The organism is Fluviispira vulneris, assembly GCF_014281055.1.
Taxonomy (GTDB): domain Bacteria; phylum Bdellovibrionota_B; class Oligoflexia; order Silvanigrellales; family Silvanigrellaceae; genus Silvanigrella; species Silvanigrella vulneris.
Genome location: NZ_JACRSE010000003.1, coordinates 75731 through 98767, shown reverse-complemented (window position 1 = coordinate 98767; position 23037 = coordinate 75731). Strand labels below are relative to the sequence as shown.

The window sequence follows — 23037 nt, the reverse complement described above, 5'->3', positions numbered from 1 at the left end:
CTATGTCTATACATAGCCACGAAGGTGAACACCCTAAATATTTAGCGCATCATTTTAAATCCATGAGCCAGCAAACAGCTGCTGGCAAGCTTGGTATGTGGATTTTTATGGCGCAGGAATTGTTATTTTTCTCAGGTCTGTTTTGTGCATATGGTTTTATGCGCTTTATGTATCCAGATATGGTTGCCCAAGGTCAGTCTTCAATGGATTGGCGTCTTGGCGGTATCAACAGTGTTATTCTTCTTATCAGTTCTTTAACGATGAGTTTGTGTGTGCGTTCAGCTCGTTCAAACAACAAAGCAGGCACAGTGAAATTCCTTATAGCGACTATGATCTGTGGATTTTTGTTTTTAGTCATTAAAATGTCTGAATGGGGAATGCACTTTCATGAAGGTTATTTCCCAGGAAAATTCTTCAGCCCTGTAGCGCACGCAGAAATTCAAAATCCATTGGCACACATATTTTTTGGTCTTTATTACGTAATGACGGGTATGCATGGTTTACATATTGTCGTCGGACTTGGACTTATGACTTGGATGCTTGTACGCGCGAATCGCGGAGAGTTTAGCTCCGAAAATTATGTTTCGTTAGAAAATACAAGTTTATTCTGGCACCTTGTCGATATTGTTTGGATATTCTTATATCCACTCCTTTATCTCGCAAAGTAACAGTTTAGGAGCGCAAAATTATGTTTAAGACAGCAAAAAATAATAATAATCAGTTAAATGCAGACAATTCTTCAAGTAAACAAGAACACTCGAAGGAAAGCGAGCATGGCCTTTTGCCTGTGCGTCTATATATTGGAATATTCATAGTATTATTAATGATGATATTTATGAATATTGGAATTTCAATGCTGCCAATACCATCTATTTGGATAATTTCGCTGTTAATATTTGTTGCCGTAATTCAAACAATATTAGTGTCTGTCTTTTATATGGAACTTATCCATGAAGATAAATTTTATTCTTTTATTTTTGGTTCAGCTGTTTTGTTTATGCTTCTCTTTTTTGGCATTACGCTTGGTGAGATCAGAGGAAGAGATTTCTTTACAGCAACTGAGGGTGTTAAGATGATGAGAGGCGTTGATCAAAATGGAAACTATGCGCCAGGTGGACCAAAAATAGAGAAGAAAAGTGAAGGGTCGCATTGATAAATGCGACTTATTTTAGTTTTTTTCAGCTTGCTTTTTTCTAATTTTTCTTAAAAATTTATAAATTTTTATTTTATTTTCTTCGCTTCTTTCATGAATAAATGCAGTGAATAAATTATTTAATTTATTATAACTCTCTAAAACTTCAGATTGATTATCACTAGATAAGCTCTCGTAAGAAGTATTATCTATACCAAATATATCATAAATAATTGTTATAGTTAAATAAGTCTTAAGATTTGCGAGGATTCTATTAATATTATTTAATTCACTTAATTTAAATTGATGTTCTTCAGACTCAGAAGCAAACTGAATATTGAGTTGTGTTAGCGGAGTTACTGAATTTGTACTTTCCGACACCTTTACAAGATTCATAAAGAGTTCATCCATGTTAAGATCGTAAGAATTTATTATTTTTAATCTATTTTCAATGAGCTCAGTTAGCTCAGAATTATGAATTATAATGCTTTTATTTTCCTGCAAACGTTCATAGAGTAGTCGATATAAAACTTCATGACTAAATTGAATAGGATTATTGCTTGAAAGATCATAAACAAATAGAGAAGCATCTTCGTTCGGCTGTGACATAGATTTAGCCAATACCACGTAGTTTTCAAACGAATCGCTCTCAATGCAGCTGATCCCAAAACAGAGGGTGGCTATACTTTTTATTGAGGGATAACTCAATGCAGGTATATTTTGTAATAAAGAAAAAGCGAGGGATATTTTAATTAAAATATTGAAATTATTCATATAAATCCTGTATTTGTTGGTTATAATTCCACCGAAATGGCAGCAGCGCGAGGCTATAAAATAAAATTTATATTTGCAATCTGAAATAAAATATTAGATGATTTTATTTGGATTGCATTGTTCTTTCTGATCTTTATTATATTGATTTTAATTGGGACTTATGGACTTTATACAAATACCTTATATGATATGGCGAAATGAAAGCAATTTATGTGCAAAACCAAAGGTTTCTTTGATTGTCACTTGCTATAATAATTTTAAATTTCTTGAACTCACATATTATAGCCTCGTCAATCAATCCCTTGGGCGAGAGCACTTTGAAGTTGTTGTTTGTGATGATGGTTCAAATCCAGAGAACTCCAACCAGATTCAAAAGCTCCTTGCGCAAGCACCATTTGCTGCTACCTACATTTGGCAGGAAGACCGAGGATTTAGAAAGTCTGAAGTATTAAACAAAGGTATCTATCATTCAAAAGGTGAATACCTCGTATTTATCGATGCAGATTGTATCTTGCATCATAAATTCTTAGAAGATCATCTTAGTTTTGCTGAACCCAAAGTGGCTCTTGCTGGCCGAAGAGCAGAATTGACAAAATCAATCTCGCAAAAACTTTCTGCGCAGAAAATTTTAGACAAATATTTAGAAAAAATCACTTGGTGGTTATTCATTTATTTATCCTTTTTTAAAGATGGCAATGGTTTTAAAACTATATATTTTAAGAATGATCTCCTGTTTAATTATTTTAATAGAAAAAAAAGAGGAATTGTTGGCTGCAATTTTTCTTGCTATAAAAAAGATATCGAAGAAATAAATGGTTTTAATATGAAATTTCATTCCTATGGGGGTGAAGAAAGCGATCTAGAATACCGTTTGCGTTTAATTGGCGTTAAAGTTCGATCTTTATGTCATCGTGCAATTCAATATCACATATATCATGCAAAAAGAGAGCAAGGTTCAAAACAAATTTTGAATGAGGCATTGTTAAAAGAAGTCGAAGAGAAAAATATTCCATACATCGATTGTGGATTGGATTTGCTTGCTAAAAAATAATTTTTTTAATTGGGGCATGTCTCATTTAGACCATCTAAACTCTGTGATTCCTTTGTAAATGTTATTTTATATGAATAGTTACTTTTCACTATATTGAGTTTATATATTGAGTCATAATCTGAAGACAGCCAGTCAGGAATTTCTGACGACAAATTTTTTGTATCTTCAGTAAAAATTTCTTTAACGATTTTAACTAATGCTAAATGCTCCCAGCTTACAAATATCAACGAGTCAGAATATTGGGTGCTAAGCAGTTCTTTTTTAATACCAGATATATCATTTAAGCCAAACTGAGTATTCACCGGTAGACCAAGAGAAATGGCAGTGGGTTCAATGGTCGCTAATGGGCGTAAATATGAATATTTTGAGTCATTTTTCCCAGTTTTTGCATTTGGATTTGGGGCAAAAATAAAATTCGGTATACCATATTTTTCAGTAAGAAGTTTTGACAATTTTAAAGAACGATTTAAACCTTTGCAATTAATCTGACCAAATTCTTTATCTACTTGTTTTTCTCCGTGACGAATAAAAATAATCGTTTCTGTCTGAGGAGATGCAAAAGTATTTGAGAGTAAATGAATAAAAAAAATTGTTACCAGAAATCTTAAAGAGTATTTGCTAAAAAGTTTCATAAAATCCCTCATTACATAGCTTTTTATAATAGCTGATCAGATTATTCTTAACACTATTCGTATAAAGCTAAGTATACAAAAAAACCTCTCTTTTAATCGAGAGGTTTTTAGAGGGAAATATAATATTTATATTCTTAAAGCTTTTTTAAGAGTGATTCCCATATCAGCTGGACTCATAGCAACGTGCAAACCACAGGCTTTCATTGCTTCTATTTTTTCTTCAGCCGTTCCTTTTCCGCCGCTGATAATTGCACCCGCATGACCCATGCGCTTGCCTTTTGGCGCTGTTTGGCCAGCTATAAAGCCGACAACAGGTTTTTTCATATTGCGTTTAATCCATTCAGAAGCTTCTATTTCTAGATTTCCACCGATTTCACCGATCATAATCACAGCATCGGTTTCTGGATCTTTTTGGAACATTTCTAGGACATCGATGAAACTTGTTCCATTGATGGGATCTCCACCGATACCTACACAAGTAGATTGACCGATTCCGAGAGCTGATGTTTGTCCAACGGCTTCATATGTTAGAGTGCCTGATTTACTGATAATACCAACTCGTCCTGGAAGGTGAATGTGGCCAGGCATAATTCCAATTTTGCACTTGTCGCTTGGAGTAATGACTCCTGGACAGTTCGGTCCGATGAGGCGGGTTTTTCCACCAGCGCTCATCAATGCCTTTTTCACACGAAGCATATCAAGAACAGGAATTCCTTCTGTAATTGCAACCACGAGTTCAATACCAGCATCAATTGCTTCTAAAATAGAATCCGCTGCATAAGGAGGAGGAACAAAAATCATCGATGCGTTAGCACCGGTTTTTTTAATAGCTTCTTCAACTGTGTTAAACACAGGGCGATCAAGAATAGATGAACCGCCTTTACCAGGAACAACGCCTCCAACGAGATTTGTGCCGTACTCAGCGCATTTTTCAGAGTGAAATTTCCCAGCGCTCCCAGAAATACCTTGGCAAATAAGTTTTGTATTTTTCCCAACGAGAATTGACATGATTTTAGTCCTTTTTTAAGCTCTTGTTATCTAACCGCTTGAACAATTTTATTTGCGCCATCGCTCATCGAAGAAGCGCTTAAAATATTCAGTCCTGAGTCATTTAAAATTCTCTTACCTATTTCCACGTTGGTACCTTCAAGACGAACAACTAATGGAACTCTTAAGCCAAGTTCTTTTGCAGCAGCAACAATTCCGTTCGCAATAACATCACATTTCATGATGCCACCAAAAATATTTACAAATATTCCTTTTACAGCTTTATCACGTAAAATAATGCGGAAAGCTTGAGTTACTGTCTCTTGATTTGCGCCTCCTCCAACGTCGAGAAAGTTTGCTGGTTCTCCGCCAGTTTGTTTAATAATATCCATAGTTGCCATAGCAAGGCCTGCGCCGTTTACTAAGCAACCAATATTTCCTTCAAGGGAAACATAGCTTAAGCCATATTTTGAAGCTTCAAGTTCTTTAATATCATCTTCTTCGTAATCACGAAGGTCAGATATTTCTGGATGACGAAAGAGTGCATTTTCATCGAAACTCATTTTGCAATCAAGCACAGCAATTGTATTTTGCTTTGTTAAAACAAGTGGGTTGATTTCTAGCATATCGCAATCATAAGTTACAAAAGCGTTGACGAGTCCGCGTAATGTTTTTGCAAAATCTTTTGCAAGGGGAGTTCCCAAACCAAAACCTAAAGCAATACTTAATTTACGGATTGTAAACTCTTGTAAGCCAACAGTAGGATCGATATTTGCAGTCACAATTTTTTCTGGGTGTTTTTCTGCAACTTCTTCAATATCCATGCCGCCTTCAGTAGAAGCCATCACGCCTATGGTCGCAGTTTCACGATTTACAACGAGAGCAAAATAATATTCTTTTTCTATATCACATCCTTCTGCAACAAGAAGTTTGTGAACTTTTTTACCCTGCGGACCTGTTTGATTGGTGACAAGAGTCATGCCGATCATTTTTTCTGCTACAACTTTAGCTTCTTCGGGGCTTCTCACGAGTTTAACGCCACCTGCTTTACCACGGCCACCAGAATGCACCTGTGCTTTTACGACAGCTATTTTTCCATCTTTTCCGCAGCCAAGTTTCCGAGCAGCCCATTCAGCTTCGGTTGGTGTGCAAGCGATTTTGCCGCGTGGGATACTTAGGCCAAAGCGAGAAAGTAGCTCTTTTGCCTGATACTCATGAATATTCATGAAACTCTCCAAATTTTAAAATCCATTTAATAAAAAGGGCAATCAAACCCTATTTGCCAAAGGGGCAATTGTCTCAACAAAGTGCGACTTTACATTTATTTTTTAGAGAGTGAAAGGGGTTCCTCATGCTAAAGCTTGATTTATTTGCTTTAAAGAATAATTATTTTAAGGATTCATTTTTTGTCATGTCTTTTATATTCTTATTAAGTTCTTGCAGGATTTTTGCAAGAGATTTGGATTCAAATCCAAGCTCATTCATGTAATTCATTAATAAAGTATGTAAAATCGTGACTCTATTATTTTGATTTCCTGCTTTTTTCAGTTCACAGTCTATGAACTCTTGAAACTTAAGGGCAATTTCTTTTTTTTCTGGAGAAAGAGAATCAAAATAATCATTTCTTTTTTGCAGAGCTTTTTGTAACTCATCAGAGTGTAATTTTTTGAAATTATTTTTCTTATTCAAAATATACCCCAAAGGCTTTAAAAAATTAAACTATCTTTATAGATTTTGCATAAAAAATAGGCTCAAATCCACGTATTTTTTGTAAGCGCCTGTAAACTAAGCGGTAATATTTAAGTGTGAAGTATTGAAGTGTTATATGTATCGGTAATTCTTGATTTTAAACAATGATTAAAGCTTAATTTGTGGAATGAAGACCTAGATTGTCTTTGATAGAATTGATCTTGGATAAGATTTCAATCCATTCATCTGCAAAAATACTTTCTTGTATAACCCCGCCTCCTGCACTTATTTTGAGTTTTTTATTCTGCCATTGCATGCCTCTTATTGTGGAAATAAATATAGAGTTATTCTTATTTAATACGACACCAAATGGTGCTGCAAAGTATCCTCTATTAATTTTAGTGGACTCGAATGATTTTAGCCAACTACTTTTAGAGTTTTTTGGTAGGATTCCTAAAGCAGCAGTAGGATGTAATTCTTTTAGAAAAGATTCGTAATCAAAATCTATATTTTCGGATATTTTAATATTAATATCCGTTTTTAAGTGGATAAGTTTAGGTAACTCAAGTAAGTGTGTTTTTCCAATAGAAAATTCACCAAATTTTTCGAGTGTTTGTTTCATGCCTTCTATGACATAGACATGTTCGTTCCGCATTTTAGGATCGTTTATAAATTTATTTTTATCAACATTCTTTTCATTTGGAACAGTGCCAGCTAATGCTATTGTTTGAATATTATTGTTCTTTTGTATAAATAATAGTTCAGGAGTTGTACCAATAAAACCTTCATCATCCTTCCAGAATCCATATATATAGGAAGAGTTTTGTTTTCTGTTTTTTAATATATTTTTAATTAAGTAAAGTTTGTTTTCATTATTTAATTTGCATGAACCTTCTTGAAAAGTGTAAGGAACACCTTTTTTAAGAACTTTTAAAGATAATTCCTTCTTTAATTCGGAATATTGTTTTAAATAAAAATCTTTATTAGCTTGATCCCATTTAATATCTGGTTTTTTACTGGATTCTTTTTCAATAATATTTTGAAAATCTGAAATGTTCATTTCTTGAAAATTAAGACCTTTGTAAAAGGGATTTTTTTTATTTGAAAAGAAATTATTCAAGTAAAAAAAAGGAAATGAATTATTTTCAAGATATTTTTCTTGGCGGATAGATGAAGACATTAACCATATTTTATCTTCATTTAAGTCACCAATAAAAAAACCACAGTTTAAAAACTGATTTAATAATTTATCGTTCAAAATTTTTTTCCTTTCGCCTCCAATAATAATAACAAATTATTAAAATCTTGGGGGTATGGAGATTGAAAAGACATTTCTACATTTGTAACAGGATGTTTAAAACCTAAATGGACTGCATGTAGCATATGTCTTTGCGCATTTTTATTTATGAGTGCTTTAAGTTCTTTGTCAGAATTTAATTCATTGGTGCTGTTTGTGTATAAAGCATCTCCTAATATTCCGTGGCCTATATTACTTAATTGAACACGGATTTGATGAGTTCTACCTGTATACAATTGGCATTCTACTAAAGAAATTTTATTATCCATAAAAGTATTTAATTTATTGTAAGATAATATAGCCTTTTTTCCTTTACCTTCAGGTTGAACGGAATATTTAATTCTATTTTTAGGATCCCTTCCATGCCAAGTTTCTATTTTACCTCTGGCTGGAAGTATGTTTCCATAAATTAAAGTATGATATATACGAGTTTGAGAATGATCAGCAAATTGTTTAGATAAATTAGTTAAAGCAATTTGTGATTTTGCTACAACCATAACACCACTCGTATCACGATCAAGTCTATGAACTATACCTGCACGTGATGGGAGGCCAAGGGAAGGTAAAGTAACCCCACAATGAGCTAAAATAGCATTTACAAGTGTACCGGAATGCACACCTGCTCCTGGATGGACAACCATTCCGGCAGGTTTATTTATAATGATTAAATCATTGTCTTCAAATAAAATATCAAGATCTATTTTTTCACCAATAGGCTCAGAATTTATTGCATCAATAAAACTAAGATCGATTGAAATTTTTTGTAATTCTTTTGGTTTATATGAAGATCTGACTTGTTTATTATCAACAAGAACTTGTTTATTTGCAATTAATTTTGCAGCAAAAGATCGACTTGGTATAAGATCAATCAAACGAGTGAGTATTACATCAAGGCGTTCATTTTGGAGATGCTCAGGAACAGTTATTTCTATTGTATTATTCATTATTTAAAATAAACCTGTGTAATAAAGAGCTGACTGCTTATTTTCTTTTTGTCAGCCTTCTCCGCGTTCTATAGACTTCTGTTAATGCTTCAACAATATCCTTTCTGTCAAGACCAAGATAGTTTAAATAAGAATTGAAAAATCCTTTTACATAAACTTCTGCAGGTAAGCTTGAGAAAGAATCATTTTCTATTGCTTCAAGATATGATTTGCTTACTTTTATTCGATTCGCAACTTCGTCAATTGAAACTCTCAGTTCTTCTCTGAGACGTTTGAGTAAACTTCCTGATATCTCTTCTGTTTCAGAGATTATTTCTTCGATTCTTTTCATATAATCAGGATTTTCTGCAAATATAGCGCGAGACTTTTTAATAGAGACTTTCATTTCCATAAGACTGTCGATCGGGCGATTTATAATTTCGATTTCTTTTTGTTTTTTAGGTATATCTTTTCTTATATATATAATATTTGCATCGTCTCTCGCAGTCTTTCTTTTTGCTTTCATATTTGGTAATAAATGAGCAGAAATAACTTCTTCTTCATTATCATTCGAATTTTGTCTTTCAGTATAATTAACAAGCTCTTGAAAAGCAAATTCGAGATCTTCATGGGTAATATCTTTAGTAATAGATGCTTCGACTTGTTTCTTTAAATTTTCATAAGCAATATGTATTTTACGGAGTGAAATATTATTTTCACTCAGACCTAGAATTTCAAAGGGGCTTCTTTTTTTATTAGCTGTGTTCATATTAATTATCCAGCTCTATTTATGCTTTCCTTTTCATCATTCTGAATGAATTTTTTTATAATTTTATCAGTTATTTGATTTATATTTGATGCAATTGCTGACAAGGGATAATCTAGGATCAGAGGTCTTCTGATACGCACTGATTTCCAAACAGCATCATCATATCGAGTTGATCCTAAATATTGTGCGCTGAAACCAAAATACCGGTTGCAAATGAGTGCCATAGATTCGCCAAGGTCACGGTCTTCTTTAGTTCTAACTTGATTCATTATAATGCCAATATTTGTCTCTTGAATCATTTCTTTAATTTGTCTGCCAATATCAGTATTTTTTTGCGAAAATGTAATGAGCTGCGAAAATGGTGTTTCTGAACTACGTGGGTTCGATATTTTAGTTAACAATTCTTTTTCAGTGTTAGCGTCTATATCAAATGCTTTACATATACTTTGTATTTTTCGATAAAGAATACTTTTCATAAAAACATAAGCATTTTCAATACTCGTTGGTTCTGGAGCAACTACTAGAATTCCACCATGGGAGAAAATAAAGAAATCCAGTGTATGAACATGTGTTCCAGCACCTAAATCCAGAAAAACAAAATCGGCATCAAGCTCTTGTAGTTTTGAAATAAGTTTTATTTTCTGAGCGCTTTGTGGTTTAATCTGTTGCCAAAATTCTTGTCCACCCCCATACAAAATGAGATTTGGAAAGCAGCAAGAGATACCCGTTTCTTCAAGAGTAGATACATTGCCATGGATAAAGTCAGCAATACCAGAGCGAGGAGTTGGAACGCCTAAGCATGTGTGTAAGTTCGCCGCTCCAAGATCGAGGTCAACAACGGAAACTTTGTAGCCTAATGAAGCCAAACGGACACAAATATTTGCAGAAAGAAAACTTTTGCCAATACCGCCCTTGCCTCCACCAATAGATATAATTTGTGGGCCATTGTTGTTTTGAGATGGGTATTGTTTTTCTTGAGATTCTGTAGTGTGATTGTTATGTTTTTTTTCTTCTTTGGGAGAGAAGTTTTGCTCAATAATAGATATATTTTGTTCTGTTAAATTGTTGCTAGGATCGTCTCTATCTTCAATATTTTGACCGTTATAGTATGCACGAATTATTTTTTCAGTGAAGTTTATGGCTTCCTTGCTATTCGGTTTAAATATTCCTTTAGAAACCGTTTTTAACATATTCAATCACCTTGAATAAAATTTTATATCTCATTCATTATCGTCAGATTATCTAAAAACATGGGAGAAATTTTTTGCAGTGTGAAGGCTTTGTCAAAAAAATAAAAAACAAAATCTTATTTGTTTAGTTAAAACTTAAAAATATTTTCAAACTATTCTAGCTAATATTCCTAGTTTTTCGAGGGTGATTTTGATTTTTTCAAAATCACGGAGGGTTAAAATAATCTCGTCATTTTCTACAGTGCCACCGCATGCAAGTGAGGTTTTTAGTTCGGAGCAAAGGAGCTTTAAACTTTCTGGATTTTTAGCTTCTACATCTGAAAATTTACAAACAATTGCGACAGGTTTGCCCGCTCTGCCCTTGCTCTCTCGCCTTATGTCAGCTTTTCCAGTGATTTTTGCTGCAACTTTGCTTTCGGTTTTTTGATTTTTAGTTTTTAAGCTGATTGGGATTTCGCTTTCAGTTGATGAAAGCCCCCCACTCCATTCAAGTTTAATTGGTTTTGCTCGTTTTTTAGCTGTCATGATCCCCTCCAAGTCGTACTCATATTTTTCTTCACAAATGGGCATTCAGCATGTACAACAGAAAGTCTTCTTTATCCCTTGCTTTTGCAATGAGAAAGGGATTTTTAAACTATTTTTATGAGGAGTTTATCTTATGGCAGTGAATCCTTGGCATCCATGGCATGCAGTGAGCATTGGTAAAAAAGTTCCATCAGTTGTAACGGCAATTATAGAAATTCCCCGTGGATCCAAAAACAAATACGAAATTGATAAAGAATCTGGATTGTTATTACTAGATCGTGTGATGTCGAGTCCTATGTTTTATCCAATTAATTACGGATTTATTCCTCAAACATACTGCGATGACGGCGATGCTCTTGATATCATGGTCATTGGCCAAGATCCTGCTCAACCTATGTGCATGATGAACGCAAAAGTCATTGGTGTAATGAAAATGATTGATGGTGGAGAAACGGACGATAAAATTTTAGCAGTGCATGCAGATGATCCTCAATATAAACATTTTACTGATATAGAAGAAATACAAAAGTCGAATCCCCATATGCTTAGAGAAATAGAACAATTTTTTAAGACATATAAACTACTCGATAACAAAAAAGTGGAAGTCTCTGGTTGGTACAGTAAAGCAGAAGCTGAAAAAGTTGTTTTAGAAAGTATTGAACTCTATAATAAAAATAAAGATAAACTTAAAAGCTAGACCTGAGTTTATTATTTTCAAAAATGCGAACGACTGCTAGTCAGCCTATTCAAAGTATTTAAAATATACTTAATAGAATAACTATATATAAAAAATGTTAAGTATGAAAAACCCACAAAGAAATTTAATGGTAGCCAATCCTTTGGTATTTGTTGGGTCATAATTATAAATATAAAGAGTAAAGAAAATAAATAAATAGATATTTGTGAAAGAGTATTATTGGAGCTCTTTGTATGTAGCATGTAATTGTATATTAATATAACTATTAAAGGAATAGTATAAATAAGTTGATTGCTATCAACTAAAAAAACAAATGGAATCAAGGCTAATATTATAAAATAATAATTCAAAAACATAATATTATTGTATTGTTTTCTTTTTAGTACTATATTTATAAATAAAATTAAATGGCTTATTATTATCACAGAATAAGTATATGCGGTTAATTGAGAGTTATTTAAATTAGATAGAAATAGTTTTAAAAATTTCCATATTATAAATTGAAGATTGAGAGGATTTTCTAAATACCAAGCATAATTGTTATGAACATTGATTGTGTTGAGCCAACTTGAAATCAGTGCAATGGATTTTTCTATACCAAAAATGGGAAAAATAGAGAAAAATATAAGAAATGAGACCACTCCAGAATAAAATATTAATCTGAAATACTTAAATATAAAAATTAAAGGAATAATAAAAATAAAGTGAGGTTTAATAAGTATTATTAAAGATAATATAATAGAAGAAAGGAAAGTTTTATTGTTAAGAAATAATTTTAAAAAATATACACATGAAAGCATTAAGATTATATTAATATTTCCCATAAATATTTCTCTGTAAATATTATGAGACTGTAAGATAAAACATAGGATAAACGCTATATTTAATTTCTTTTGATCTACTGGATTGTATAAATAAAATTTGTCAATTAGTAAAGTTTTTAAAATTTTGAAGAATGCATAAAATGCTAGCATATTTATGAAAGGGTATAGAAATAATAGAACATTCCAAGGGAATATAGAAAAAATAAGAAACAATAATAAAGAAAATGGTGCATATTTGTAAATGCCACTGGTAACGCCAAAATAGGCATGGTAGGGATTTGGATCATTAATTTGCTCATAATAATGACCAAATATATTTGGATCAATACTCCACCCCATCAAAGCGCGGGAGGCTCCATAATATACTTTTAAATCGGAAAGTGTAAGTCTATCTTGGAAAAATCGAATGATCACTAGAGAAAATAGAATTGCAAAAAAACATTTCAAGAATGTTTCAGCCTTAATATCAAATCGCTTAGATTTAATCATAATATAAAAGATTCCTCAAATTATGGATATCAATTAAACATATCAATAATCAATGATAAATCCAAATGCATTTTTCATATTTCTGAAATGAAGGATACAATTTGCAATTTTATAAAATTAATTTTTAAATAAGTTGACTCACTTCATTTATATTAAGATGATGATTTGTCCAAAAAATTTATATGCTGCCGTTGGAGGATGAAATGTCATTACCAGTAGAAGAAAAATTAAAATTGACTCCATTATATGAAGAGCATCTCGCATTAAATGGAAAAATGGTTCCTTTTGCGGGATGGAATATGCCTGTTCAGTATACTGGAGTGGTTGATGAGCACAAAGCTGTCAGAAATTCAGTTGGAATTTTTGATGTCAGTCATATGGGCGAAATTATCGTAACGGGTCGAGGAGCACTTGAGTATTTGCAGAGCCTCGTTTCAAATGATGTTGCAAAATTGCATATAGGTCAAGCACAATACAGTGCATTGTGCTATGATAACGGAACTTTAGTTGATGATATAATCATATATAGAAGAGGGTTTGATTCTTTCTTTATTTGTGTAAATGCAAGTAATATTGAAAAAGATTATGCCTGGTTCAAAGAACACTGCCCTAAACAGGGAGTTCATTTAGAAAATGTTAGCGATGATTATGCACAAATTGCGATTCAAGGGCCAAAAAGTCGTGAACTTATAGCCAAAGTTGTGGACGTAAAAATTACTGAGCTTGCTTATTATCATTTTACTGAAGGAAAAGTGCTTGGCGTGCCTGCAATTATAGCGCGAACTGGTTATACAGGTGAATTGGGTTATGAAATTTATATTCCAGCATCTGCAGCAGCAAAAATATGGAAGGGGTTATTGCAAGTAGGCGGTGAGTATTCTGTAAAACCCTGCGGCTTAGGAGCAAGAGATACGTTGCGTTTGGAGGTTGGTTATCTTTTATATGGAAATGATATGGACAACACAACCAGCGCATTAGAATGTGGTTTAGGATGGGTCACTAAATTTGAAAAAAATAATTTTGTAGGAAAAGAAGCGCTTCTCAAACAGAAAGAAGCAGGTTTGACAAAAAAATTGGTTGCATTTGAAATGCAAGATAGAGCTATTGGACGACATGGATATAAAGTTTATGCCTCAAACGGGGAAGAAAAATGTATAGGCATAGTAACGAGTGGCTGTCCAGCTCCAACAGTCGGCAAAAATATAGGTTTAGCATATGTAAATCAAGCTTATTCTAAACTTGGATCGCAAATATGGATTGAAATTAGAGGAGAAAAAAAACCTGCTTTAGTTGTAAAAAAACCATTTTTTGTTCATGGTAGTGCTCAGGGTTGAGCTTAAGGATTAAGTGGAAAAGGGGAATACAAATGTCTTATCCAAATGGATTAAAATATACAAAAGAGCATGAATGGATTAAAATTGAAGGAAATGTTGGAACGATCGGAATCACAAAATATGCTATCGATCAGCTTGGGGATATTGTGTATCTCGATCTTCCAAAAGTGGGTGCAAGTTTTAAAGCTGGAGGTAATTTCGGCACTGTTGAATCTGTCAAAACAGTCAGCGATCTTTATATGCCGGTAAGCTGTAAAATTACAGAAATAAATCAAACAGCAATTGATTCTCCAGATTGTCTCGCAGAAGATGCTTATTCAAAAGGATGGCTCGTAAAAGTAGAGGTTGAAAATATTCCAACCGATTTATTGAGTGCTTCTGAGTATGAAAACTACATTAAAGGTGGCAATTAATTTTAAAAAGATTTTAAAGGCGGGTTGTGAAAACCCGTCTTTTTTTTTGATAAGGAGTATTAAATGTCAAGTCATCGTTTTCTGCCAACTACAGAGTTAGATAAAAAAAAATTGTTGGCAGCCTGTGGGGTCAATTCCCTAGATGAATTATTAAAAGGAATACCTGAAGCAGTTCAATTTTCTGGTACATTAGCAATTGGAAAAGAATTATCAGAATTTGATATAAAAAGAAAAATAAATGATCTTTTAAAAAACTCAAGAAATAAAAATTCATATTTAAGTTTTTTAGGTGCAGGTGTTTATGATCATTACTGCCCTGCGGCTGTAAATCAATTGACATTAAGAGGTGAATTTTTAACGTCTTATACTCCCTATCAACCAGAAATATCACAGGGTACATTGCAAGCTTTATTCGAATTTCAAAGTATGATTGCAGAGATATTTGGCATGGATATTTCGTCTGCATCACATTACGATGGTTCAACAAGTATGGCAGAATCTGCATTGATGGCAATGCGAATGCAACCAAATAAAAAAAGAATTCTCATCTCTGCAGGCGTGCATCCTGAATATGTCGAAGTATTAAAAACATATGTAACAAACTTAGGAGTTGAGGTGACAATTATTCCTTTAAATGAAGAAGGAAAAACCTCTCAAACAGCGTTAAAAACCTTATTAGGAAATGATGTCGCCATCGTGATTGCACAAAGCCCAAATTTCATGGGCTGCATAGAAGACATGCAAGATTTATGTGATTTAGTGCACTCGAAAGGAAGTTTATTTTCCGCTAACGTAACAGAGCCTCTGAGTCTTGCTCTATTAAAAACTCCTGGAGAATATAACGCAGATATTGCAACTGGTGAGGGACAAAGTTTTGGTTTGCCGCAAAGTTTTGGAGGACCTTATTTAGGTCTGTTTACAAGTCGTTTGGAAAATGTGCGACAAATGCCAGGCCGTCTTTGCGGTGAAACAGTCGATGCTCTTGGGAGAAGAAGTTATACCTTAACATTAAGCACGCGTGAACAGCATATTCGTAGAGAAAAAGCGACTTCAAATATTTGTACCAATCAAAATTTATGCGCACTTTGGGCTACGATTTGGTTAGCGTTGGTTGGTAAGCAAGGTTTTATTGATTTGGCAGAACAAAATTTAGCGAAGTCAGAATATTTAAAATCAGAATTATTAAAGACTGGAAAAGCAAAAATTCGCTATAGTAAAACAAATTCATTTAATGAATTTGTAATTGATTTAAAAACTTCTTCAGCTGAATTTATTCAAAAATGTGTTGAAAGTGATCTGGCTCCTGGTGTTTCATTGCAAAGATTTTTTCCTGAAGATAAAACAGGTCTAATAGTAGCTGTGACTGAAAAGAAAACGCGCGATGAATTAGATAAATATGTTGAACTTTTAAAAAGATTTGGATAAGGTGAAAATATAATGAGCTATTTAAATAAAACTACAAGTCATGCAGTTGTTTTAGAAGAACCTCTCTTGTTTGAAAGATCACATGAAGGTGCTTATGGATTTGGCTTACCAGAATTAGATGTTCCAAAAGTATCAGCGAAAAAATATTTTGGTAATAACTCGAGAGCAAAAAATGCAAGACTTCCTGAACTCTCAGAATCAGAAGTTGTAAGACATTTTACTCGTTTATCAACTTGGAATTATGCAATTGATCTTGGAATATATCCTTTGGGTTCCTGTACAATGAAGCACAATCCAAGATTGAATGAAGAGGTTGCAAGGAGTGCTGACATATGTGAATTACACCCTTACGATCCAATTCAATGGAGTCAAGCTCATTTACAAATTATGTATGAATTGCAGGAAGATTTGAAAGAAATAACTGGGCTCAAAGCTGTTTCGTTACAGCCGAGCGCAGGTGCGCAAGGAGAATTTGCAGGACTACTTTTAATTTCCGCATATCATAGAAATAAAGGTAGAAATAGACGCACGATTTTAACAGCAGATACTTCGCATGGAACAAATCCTGCAAGTGCTGCCCTCGCTGGTTTCAATATAGTCCAAGTGGCAACAGGTAAAGATGGATATGTTACTTTAGAATCAGTTGAAGCGGTTTTAAATGATGACGTTGCTGGAATGATGCTCACAAATCCGAATACTCTCGGCTTTTTTGAAAAAAATATAGAGCAAATTGCAAAACTATTACATGAAAAAGATGCTCTTCTTTATATTGATGGCGCAAATATGAATGCCGTGTTGGGAATCAGTCGCCCAGGTGATTTTAGTGCAGATGTTATTCATTTTAATTTGCATAAAACATTTACAACTCCGCATGGTGGTGGTGGCCCTGGCAGTGGGCCCATAGCAGTCAGCGAAAAATTGGTTCCATTCTTGCCAGTTCCATTAATCGAGAAAAAAAATAATGGATATGCTTTAAATTATAATTCACCAAAATCTATTGGTAGAGTGAAAGCTTTTTATGGAAATTTTGGTATGTTTATTCGAGCTTGGTGTTACATTAAAGCTCTTGGTGGGAAAGGATTGCGAGAAGTTAGTGAAAATGCTATTTTGAATGCAAATTATATTAAGTCACAGTTAAAAGATATATTAAACATTCCAGTAAATGGACATCATTTACATGAAATCATATTTAATGATTTAAATCAAAAAGAGAATGGTTTTGATACATCAAAGTTAGCAAAAGCATTAATTGATTACGGTATGCATCCCCCAACAGTTTATTTCCCATTATGTGTTAAAAATGCACTTATGGTTGAGCCAACAGAAACTGAAAGTATAGAAGAGCTTGACCGATTTATAAATTCTGTTAAAGAAATTATAGAACAAAATGATTCTCAGACAGTATATCCAAAGCGTACTTTTAGGGAAAAAGTCGATGAAGTAAAAGCTGCACGAGAATTAAATTTAAAATATAAATTTAAAGAAGAATAAATATTTAAAGTAAAAAGGAATTAGATATGGATAATTTTCAATTATTTAATCCAGTGAATGTTATTTTTGGAAAGAATACGATTGGTGAATTGCCAAATCTCTTAAAAGATAAATCTAATATCCTTTTTGCTTTTGGTGGTGGCTCTATTAAAAAAAATGGTGTCTATCAACAAATAAGAAGTGCACTTGCTAACAAAAATATCATTGAATTTTCTGGGATTGAAGCAAATCCTGATTTTGATACACTTATAAAAGCTGTCGAACTTTGTAAGAAAGAAGGTGTTGAATTTATTCTTGCGGTGGGAGGGGGGTCCGTCATCGATGGCTGCAAGTTTATAGCCCATGCAGTAAAGTATAAGGGTAAAAATGCTTGGGATATTTTATGTGGGAAAGAAGTTAAAGAGGCTCTACCGTTAGGTTGTGTTTTGACTCTATCTGCAACTGGTTCCGAAATGAACACGTTCAGTGTCATTTCAAGACGCAGCACGAAGGAAAAACGGGCCTTTTCTTCCCCATTGTCTTTTCCAAAGTTTTCAATTCTCGATCCAACATTTTCTTTTAGTTTGCCAGAGAGACAAATTATAAATGGAATTATTGATCCCTTTGTTCATGTAACAGAGCAATATTTAACCTATATTGTAAACGCGCCCCTACAAACGAGACAGAGCGAAGCTATTTTAATGACATTAATTGAAGAAGGACCAAAAGCATTAAAAAACTCTGATGATTATGAAGCAAGAGCAAATTTAATGTGGTGTGCAACAAATGCTTTAAATGGCACAATTGGTAAAGGTGTTCCACAAGATTGGGCAACCCATGAAATTGGTCATGAATTGACTGCACAGTTTGGTTTGGATCATGCTCAAACTCTCGCTGTTATTTTGCCCGCTGTACTTAAACATGAATTTGAAAATAAAAAGAAAAAATTGGCACATTACGGGGCAAAAGTTTTTGCCATTAAAGGTGACTCTGATACAAAAATTGCCAAACAGGCCATAGAAAAGACAGAAAAATTCTTTCGATCTTTGGGGGCCAAAACAAGGCTATCTGAATATAAAATTACTAAAAAGGCTTTAAAAGCAATTCCTGAACAAGTTATGAAAGTAACGGGTGGGAAAAAGCTTGGTGAACATGGCAATATTGGAGCAAAGGAAATAGGAAAAATTTTGGATTTGGCTTTTGAAAAATGAGATTATAATATTACTCTCATTTTGAACACTTTTTAAGCTCCTCTTCTATTTTTTGCATTTTTAATAATACTAAAGATATTCCAAATATCATTGTTAGAGATAATAAAATTGAAGAAAAAGAAACTAAAATCTTTTCTTCTTGGTTTAGATCATATAATAGATACTTTAGAACTGTGGATGATATATTTATCAGAATATAAAAGTGCAACATAATTAGCATATATTTACAAAAACAAAGATTTAAAATTATCCAATTCTGTTGTGTTTTAAAGGCAAGTTCTGTTCTATAGCCAAAAAACCTATTGGGTTTAAATTTTTCTTTTGAATGTAAAGATAAATATCTTATCGTATAAAAAACTAAACAAAGAATAAAGTATGCGAAAAGATGTATAATATTGTCAATAAATAGTGAAATTTTCATTTAGCTCTTATCCACAAAAATTGAAACTTTTATTATGACACATTAGAGACAAAATTTTAGATTCAATAGTTTTATGTCTCTATCAGTCCTAACATAGCTAAGATTATGAATCCATCGATCGTTTGATTCTATTACTTCGTTCAAGAGCCTACTACTTCTGCATTTCGGGCAGCCAACTTTAATGCTATTAATAATAATATTGATTAATCTTGATATTTTCTTCTTATTTTTAGAATAATAAATGCAAAAATAAAATTGTTTTCATAATAATGATAGAAGAAAATACTTATTTTTTTTTAAATAGATCCTAATAAATTTTAAATTGTAAGATTAAATTATGAATAAATATTTAATCTTTAAAGTTTAAATAATATAGATATTATTTTCTGATTTCTTAAATAAAAAATAATGTCTATATTATTTTGTAAAATAAAAACCATAACCATTGGTAATGCTGAAAAAATGAGACTAAATAAAAAGTTGACTTCTAAAAATAAATAATTTAAAAAGCAAGAATAAATTTCTGTAACTGAACAAATATATTCTTAAGGAGATATATATGAAAAAGCTTGCTTATGCGTCTTTAGTTTTATTTTCCACATCTGCGTTTGCTCACAATTTACCAGTAAATACCACCTGGCAAAGCGATTATGTTGCTGGAAAAGGATCCTATAGTCTTAAAGTGACTTCAAAAGTAAATGTTTCAGTATTAGAAGATACGAATGGATGTTTTTTTGACTATTTGGGTCGAGTTTCGGGATGCACATTGATGGGTATTATTCCAACAAATGGAAGATTAGTTATTAAACCTGTTGCAACAGACCACATGACTGCACTCTATTTTTTAGAAAACAGTAACTATGAAGTTGTTCATAATTTAGGCGATGAAGCGAAAGGATATATACGTTTGCTTAAAATAGATCAAAATGGCAATGTAGAAGATTCTGTGAGATTATTTAAAAAATAATAATCATATAAAATAATCAAAATTGAGGTGCCGAAGATCTTTTACTTAATAAAGGATCTTCGGCACCAAAAAAATTGTAGATATTGTTTTACTTGCAAATAAATTTATCGAATGCTAAATTATTATTTATAAAATTTAAATAACTAATCCTTATTTTTACTTTTATCCATATCTTTTTGTTCATGAAGCATCGATCCATTAACTATTTCTTCAAATACTTTTCTGGTAAAACCAGGGGGAAGATTGTTTTCTACTCCAAATTTTTCCGATTGTTCTATAACTTGAGATGCTCGCGTCTTATCTTCAGCATTAGTAATATTATTTTTAAGTTTAATTTTTCCAGCCTGTATGACATATTGCATTCTTTCAGACAGGAGTATAACTATTTTTTTGTTTATCTCATCTATATTGGTACGGACACAATTTAAATCCTGGCATTCATCAACAGTTATATTTTTCTCATTTTTCAAAAAAACTGAAGTGCAAGAAATATTGAATTGCATTATAAACAAACAAAGAATTGATAATGATATTTTTTTCAAAATAAGCTCCTATATATTTAATTTAAGTACAAAATTTTTACCGGGAAAAAAATATTTTAATAATTTTTTTCCAAGCAATTGAATTCCAAGTGCAATTTGCCTCAACTCAGTTCACGCTTTATTAAGGTGAGTTTTGATACTGTACTAGACTGAAAATTGCAAGTTTTGAAGAAAAATTCTGACTTTCTGAATTTCGGGTGGCCAATTTAAATAGTATTAAGAGGTATATTAAATAAAATAGATATTAACTTAGAGTATTATACGCTATTTATAGACAAATTATATTTTTTTTGTAATATTTAATTTTTTTAAATTAGATTATTATAAATTTTAAAATGGATACTGAAATCAATATAAACGGTATATTACTATATAGTAAAGAATATTGATTTTAATCTCAAAGGTAATAAATAAAGGTATTGATTATAAAATTTTCTAAAATATAAAACCATAACCTTAGATTCTACTATAAAAGTAGTCAATAATAAAATGTTGACTTTAAATAAAAAATATTTTAAGAAGCAATAGAAAAATTCTGCTACAAATAAAATATATTCTTAAGGAGATATATATGAAAAATATTGCATTTGCATCTTTGTTTTTATTTTCCACATCTGCTTTTGCTCATAATTTAGAATTAAATTCGAACTGGGAAAGTGATTACGTTGTTGGAAAAGGAGTCTATAGTCTTCATGTTACTTCAAAAGAGAGTGTTTCAGTAACAGAAGATATAAACTCATGTTTTTTTAATTACTTAGGTCATGTTGAAGGATGTACACGAATGGGTGTTTTTCAAACGGATGGAAACTTAGTAGTTAAACCCGTCGCAACAAACCGCATGACTACACTTTATGCACTAGAAAATAGTAATTATGAAGTTGTTCATAATTTAGGAGATGAAGCAAAAGGCTATATTCGTTTGCTTAAAGTAGATCAAAATGGAAGAGTAGTCGACTCTATCAGATTATTTAAAAAATAATAATTTTTGAAATAAAAATTATCAATATGAATTGGGTGCAAAGTTACTGAGCTGATAAGGTGATATAACAAGCACCCAATTCTGTTATTTTTCTAAAATAAGATTTCTAATATTTTGATATTAATCTAATAAATATATATAATTTATATTTAATCAATTTTCTTACTTTAAGAATTATTATATAAAATCCGATAATATTATTGATTTTTCATATTGAAATTTTTAAATAACTATTGAGGAGATATTAATATAAAAAGCGTATTAAAAATTATAATATTTTTAAGTTTAATTTTTATTTCTTGCGAGTCTTTTGTAAAAAAACAAAAGAAAATTCTTATTATTGAGAGCTTTCAGACAGAAATGACTTTTGGAAATAATTATAAGAAGTCTATTTCAGATTATTTAAGTCCTAATTATATTCTTTCATATCACTCTTTACAATATAATAAAAATTTAAAGATAAAAAATGAAGAATATTTGTTGAACACATTGGAATATATCAATAAATTTAAACCTGATTTGGTTATTTTAGTAGATGAACTATCGCTGAGAATTCTAAGTGATAAACTTAATCATGCAAAAATACCAACAGTTTTTTTAGGTCTAAAGAAAGATCCATCTGAATTGATTTCAAAAGATTTTCTCTATATTACCGGAGTATATGCAAAACCACTTGTTTTAGAAACAGCCTCTTACTTAAAACAGGTTTTACCAAAAACTAAGCGAGCATTAATTTTGCTTGATAGAAGCAGATCATCTGAAATATTATATGAAGAAATATTAAAAAATATAAATAATAATTTTATTTTTGGTATTCATTTTCAAGTGGAGAGAATAGAAAATTATTTAAACTGGCAAGCTATTGTTTTAAATTCTAAGAAAAATTACGATGTCATTATAGCAGGATATTATCAAAGCTTAAAAAGTGATTTAGGTAGTCAAATAGATGCAGATGAAGTGATTAAATGGTCATCCAAAAACTCGCCCACTCCTATTTTTGGATTGTGGGATAACTCTGTTGGAAAAGACAAAGCAATCGCAGGAATCGTTGTAAGTCAAAGCAATCAAGCTTATCAAGCTGCAAAATTAGCAGAAAAGATTTTAATTCACCCACGCGTTTTGCCAAAGTCAATCCCACCAGTATATTTAGAAAAAGGTAGTATTATTTTCAGTAAATTCCAGTTAAAGAAATGGAAAATAAAACTTTCAAAAAATCTGGTCCATGATGCCTACTTTGTTGAATGATAAAAATCTTAGTTATTAAAAATGTTTATTTTTTTTCATTTGATATTGTCC

At 31.9% G+C, this 23037-nt stretch carries 24 protein-coding genes; 12 read left to right on the top strand and 12 right to left on the bottom strand.

Annotated elements, in window-relative coordinates:
- Nucleotides 1-2: 2 nt before the first annotated feature.
- Both H7355_RS07245 and H7355_RS07240 read left to right on the top strand, forming a co-directional pair.
- Nucleotides 3-668, top strand: a complete 666-nt coding sequence (locus H7355_RS07245) for a cytochrome c oxidase subunit 3 family protein (RefSeq protein WP_186646145.1) — start codon at nt 3-5, stop codon at nt 666-668.
- Between the two features lie 20 nt (nt 669-688).
- The gene (locus H7355_RS07240) at nt 689-1153 is read left to right on the top strand and encodes a hypothetical protein (protein WP_186646143.1); all 465 of its coding nucleotides are present in this window, start codon (nt 689-691) and stop codon (nt 1151-1153) included.
- A 15-nt stretch (nt 1154-1168) separates the two neighbouring features.
- On the opposite strand, the gene H7355_RS07235 is transcribed toward H7355_RS07240, so the two are convergent.
- Nucleotides 1169-1906: a hypothetical protein gene (locus H7355_RS07235; RefSeq protein WP_186646142.1), complete on the bottom strand. Its 738-nt coding sequence runs from the start codon at nt 1904-1906 to the stop codon at nt 1169-1171.
- A gap of 160 nt (nt 1907-2066) precedes the next feature.
- On the opposite strand from H7355_RS07235, the gene H7355_RS07230 reads away from it, so the two are divergent.
- On the top strand, nt 2067-2957 hold the full coding sequence (locus tag H7355_RS07230; RefSeq protein ID WP_186646141.1) for a glycosyltransferase: 891 nt from the start codon (nt 2067-2069) through the stop codon (nt 2955-2957).
- Nucleotides 2958-2962: 5 nt separating this feature from the next.
- On the opposite strand, the gene H7355_RS07225 is transcribed toward H7355_RS07230, so the two are convergent.
- From H7355_RS07225 to H7355_RS07185, 9 genes are all read right to left on the bottom strand, one after another.
- Nucleotides 2963-3589, bottom strand: a complete 627-nt coding sequence (locus tag H7355_RS07225) for a hypothetical protein (protein WP_186646140.1) — start codon at nt 3587-3589, stop codon at nt 2963-2965.
- A 126-nt stretch (nt 3590-3715) separates the two neighbouring features.
- Entirely contained in the window at nt 3716-4597 is an 882-nt protein-coding gene (sucD, locus tag H7355_RS07220) for a succinate--CoA ligase subunit alpha (RefSeq protein ID WP_186646139.1), read from the bottom strand.
- 26 nt (nt 4598-4623) lie between these two features.
- A complete protein-coding gene (gene sucC / locus H7355_RS07215; RefSeq protein ID WP_186646138.1) occupies nt 4624-5802 on the bottom strand; it encodes an ADP-forming succinate--CoA ligase subunit beta in 1179 nt (392 codons plus the stop codon).
- A 160-nt stretch (nt 5803-5962) separates the two neighbouring features.
- Nucleotides 5963-6265: a hypothetical protein gene (locus tag H7355_RS07210; RefSeq protein WP_186646137.1), complete on the bottom strand. Its 303-nt coding sequence runs from the start codon at nt 6263-6265 to the stop codon at nt 5963-5965.
- A 175-nt stretch (nt 6266-6440) separates the two neighbouring features.
- Entirely contained in the window at nt 6441-7523 is a 1083-nt protein-coding gene (locus H7355_RS07205) for a chorismate-binding protein (protein ID WP_186646135.1), read from the bottom strand.
- On the bottom strand, nt 7520-8506 hold the full coding sequence (locus H7355_RS07200; protein WP_186646133.1) for an RluA family pseudouridine synthase: 987 nt from the start codon (nt 8504-8506) through the stop codon (nt 7520-7522). The genes H7355_RS07205 and H7355_RS07200 overlap by 4 nt, the downstream gene beginning before the upstream one ends.
- A 37-nt stretch (nt 8507-8543) precedes the next feature.
- Entirely contained in the window at nt 8544-9254 is a 711-nt protein-coding gene (locus H7355_RS07195; protein ID WP_186646131.1) for a helix-turn-helix domain-containing protein, read from the bottom strand.
- A gap of 5 nt (nt 9255-9259) precedes the next feature.
- Nucleotides 9260-10444: a nucleotide-binding protein gene (locus H7355_RS07190; protein WP_186646129.1), complete on the bottom strand. Its 1185-nt coding sequence runs from the start codon at nt 10442-10444 to the stop codon at nt 9260-9262.
- Between the two features lie 147 nt (nt 10445-10591).
- The gene (locus H7355_RS07185; protein WP_186646127.1) at nt 10592-10969 is read right to left on the bottom strand and encodes a translation initiation factor; all 378 of its coding nucleotides are present in this window, start codon (nt 10967-10969) and stop codon (nt 10592-10594) included.
- A 133-nt stretch (nt 10970-11102) separates the two neighbouring features.
- Between H7355_RS07185 and H7355_RS07180 the strand changes: the two genes are divergently transcribed.
- On the top strand, nt 11103-11666 hold the full coding sequence (locus H7355_RS07180; protein WP_186646125.1) for an inorganic diphosphatase: 564 nt from the start codon (nt 11103-11105) through the stop codon (nt 11664-11666).
- Between the two features lie 17 nt (nt 11667-11683).
- On the opposite strand, the gene H7355_RS16200 is transcribed toward H7355_RS07180, so the two are convergent.
- Nucleotides 11684-12829, bottom strand: coding sequence for a glycosyltransferase family 87 protein (locus tag H7355_RS16200; protein WP_390808233.1), 1146 nt, complete (start codon nt 12827-12829; stop codon nt 11684-11686).
- A gap of 353 nt (nt 12830-13182) precedes the next feature.
- On the opposite strand from H7355_RS16200, the gene gcvT reads away from it, so the two are divergent.
- From gcvT to H7355_RS07140, 6 genes are all read left to right on the top strand, one after another.
- Nucleotides 13183-14313: a glycine cleavage system aminomethyltransferase GcvT gene (gene gcvT / locus H7355_RS07170; protein ID WP_186646122.1), complete on the top strand. Its 1131-nt coding sequence runs from the start codon at nt 13183-13185 to the stop codon at nt 14311-14313.
- Nucleotides 14314-14339: 26 nt separating this feature from the next.
- Nucleotides 14340-14726 (top strand): glycine cleavage system protein GcvH, encoded by a 387-nt coding sequence (gene gcvH / locus H7355_RS07165; protein ID WP_186646789.1) that lies wholly within the window; start codon nt 14340-14342, stop codon nt 14724-14726.
- A gap of 63 nt (nt 14727-14789) precedes the next feature.
- Complete coding sequence (gcvPA, locus tag H7355_RS07160) at nt 14790-16151, top strand: aminomethyl-transferring glycine dehydrogenase subunit GcvPA (protein WP_186646121.1); 1362 nt, start codon at nt 14790-14792, stop codon at nt 16149-16151.
- Between the two features lie 12 nt (nt 16152-16163).
- The gene (gene gcvPB, locus H7355_RS07155) at nt 16164-17642 is read left to right on the top strand and encodes an aminomethyl-transferring glycine dehydrogenase subunit GcvPB (RefSeq protein WP_186646120.1); all 1479 of its coding nucleotides are present in this window, start codon (nt 16164-16166) and stop codon (nt 17640-17642) included.
- A 26-nt stretch (nt 17643-17668) separates the two neighbouring features.
- Entirely contained in the window at nt 17669-18832 is a 1164-nt protein-coding gene (locus H7355_RS07150) for an iron-containing alcohol dehydrogenase (protein ID WP_186646119.1), read from the top strand.
- A gap of 980 nt (nt 18833-19812) precedes the next feature.
- The gene (locus H7355_RS07140) at nt 19813-20220 is read left to right on the top strand and encodes a hypothetical protein (protein ID WP_186646117.1); all 408 of its coding nucleotides are present in this window, start codon (nt 19813-19815) and stop codon (nt 20218-20220) included.
- A 143-nt stretch (nt 20221-20363) separates the two neighbouring features.
- Here the strand turns inward: H7355_RS07140 and H7355_RS07135 are convergent, their stop codons facing one another.
- Complete coding sequence (locus H7355_RS07135) at nt 20364-20762, bottom strand: chorismate mutase (protein ID WP_186646115.1); 399 nt, start codon at nt 20760-20762, stop codon at nt 20364-20366.
- Between the two features lie 571 nt (nt 20763-21333).
- Between H7355_RS07135 and H7355_RS07130 the strand changes: the two genes are divergently transcribed.
- Nucleotides 21334-21741 carry a hypothetical protein gene (locus tag H7355_RS07130; protein WP_186646113.1) on the top strand — a complete coding sequence of 136 codons (408 nt, stop codon included), beginning with the start codon at nt 21334-21336 and terminating at the stop codon, nt 21739-21741.
- A gap of 360 nt (nt 21742-22101) precedes the next feature.
- Nucleotides 22102-22986, top strand: a complete 885-nt coding sequence (locus tag H7355_RS07125) for an ABC transporter substrate-binding protein (protein WP_186646111.1) — start codon at nt 22102-22104, stop codon at nt 22984-22986.
- Nucleotides 22987-23037: the final 51 nt, after the last annotated feature.

What these genes read in the sequence shown, in the direction of transcription:
- H7355_RS07245 (WP_186646145.1), top strand. Translation starts at nt 3, where the DNA reads ATGTCTATACATAGCCACGAAGGTGAACACCCTAAATATTTAGCGCAT.
- H7355_RS07240 (WP_186646143.1), top strand. Translation starts at nt 689, where the DNA reads ATGTTTAAGACAGCAAAAAATAATAATAATCAGTTAAATGCAGACAAT.
- H7355_RS07235 (WP_186646142.1), bottom strand. Translation starts at nt 1,906, where the DNA reads ATGAATAATTTCAATATTTTAATTAAAATATCCCTCGCTTTTTCTTTA.
- H7355_RS07230 (WP_186646141.1), top strand. Translation starts at nt 2,067, where the DNA reads ATGGACTTTATACAAATACCTTATATGATATGGCGAAATGAAAGCAAT.
- H7355_RS07225 (WP_186646140.1), bottom strand. Translation starts at nt 3,589, where the DNA reads ATGAAACTTTTTAGCAAATACTCTTTAAGATTTCTGGTAACAATTTTT.
- sucD (WP_186646139.1), bottom strand. Translation starts at nt 4,597, where the DNA reads ATGTCAATTCTCGTTGGGAAAAATACAAAACTTATTTGCCAAGGTATT.
- sucC (WP_186646138.1), bottom strand. Translation starts at nt 5,802, where the DNA reads ATGAATATTCATGAGTATCAGGCAAAAGAGCTACTTTCTCGCTTTGGC.
- H7355_RS07200 (WP_186646133.1), bottom strand. Translation starts at nt 8,506, where the DNA reads ATGAATAATACAATAGAAATAACTGTTCCTGAGCATCTCCAAAATGAA.
- H7355_RS07195 (WP_186646131.1), bottom strand. Translation starts at nt 9,254, where the DNA reads ATGAACACAGCTAATAAAAAAAGAAGCCCCTTTGAAATTCTAGGTCTG.
- H7355_RS07190 (WP_186646129.1), bottom strand. Translation starts at nt 10,444, where the DNA reads ATGTTAAAAACGGTTTCTAAAGGAATATTTAAACCGAATAGCAAGGAA.
- H7355_RS07185 (WP_186646127.1), bottom strand. Translation starts at nt 10,969, where the DNA reads ATGACAGCTAAAAAACGAGCAAAACCAATTAAACTTGAATGGAGTGGG.
- H7355_RS07180 (WP_186646125.1), top strand. Translation starts at nt 11,103, where the DNA reads ATGGCAGTGAATCCTTGGCATCCATGGCATGCAGTGAGCATTGGTAAA.
- H7355_RS16200 (WP_390808233.1), bottom strand. Translation starts at nt 12,829, where the DNA reads ATGGGGTGGAGTATTGATCCAAATATATTTGGTCATTATTATGAGCAA.
- gcvT (WP_186646122.1), top strand. Translation starts at nt 13,183, where the DNA reads ATGTCATTACCAGTAGAAGAAAAATTAAAATTGACTCCATTATATGAA.
- gcvPA (WP_186646121.1), top strand. Translation starts at nt 14,790, where the DNA reads ATGTCAAGTCATCGTTTTCTGCCAACTACAGAGTTAGATAAAAAAAAA.
- gcvPB (WP_186646120.1), top strand. Translation starts at nt 16,164, where the DNA reads ATGAGCTATTTAAATAAAACTACAAGTCATGCAGTTGTTTTAGAAGAA.
- H7355_RS07150 (WP_186646119.1), top strand. Translation starts at nt 17,669, where the DNA reads ATGGATAATTTTCAATTATTTAATCCAGTGAATGTTATTTTTGGAAAG.
- H7355_RS07140 (WP_186646117.1), top strand. Translation starts at nt 19,813, where the DNA reads ATGAAAAAGCTTGCTTATGCGTCTTTAGTTTTATTTTCCACATCTGCG.
- H7355_RS07130 (WP_186646113.1), top strand. Translation starts at nt 21,334, where the DNA reads ATGAAAAATATTGCATTTGCATCTTTGTTTTTATTTTCCACATCTGCT.
- H7355_RS07125 (WP_186646111.1), top strand. Translation starts at nt 22,102, where the DNA reads ATGACTTTTGGAAATAATTATAAGAAGTCTATTTCAGATTATTTAAGT.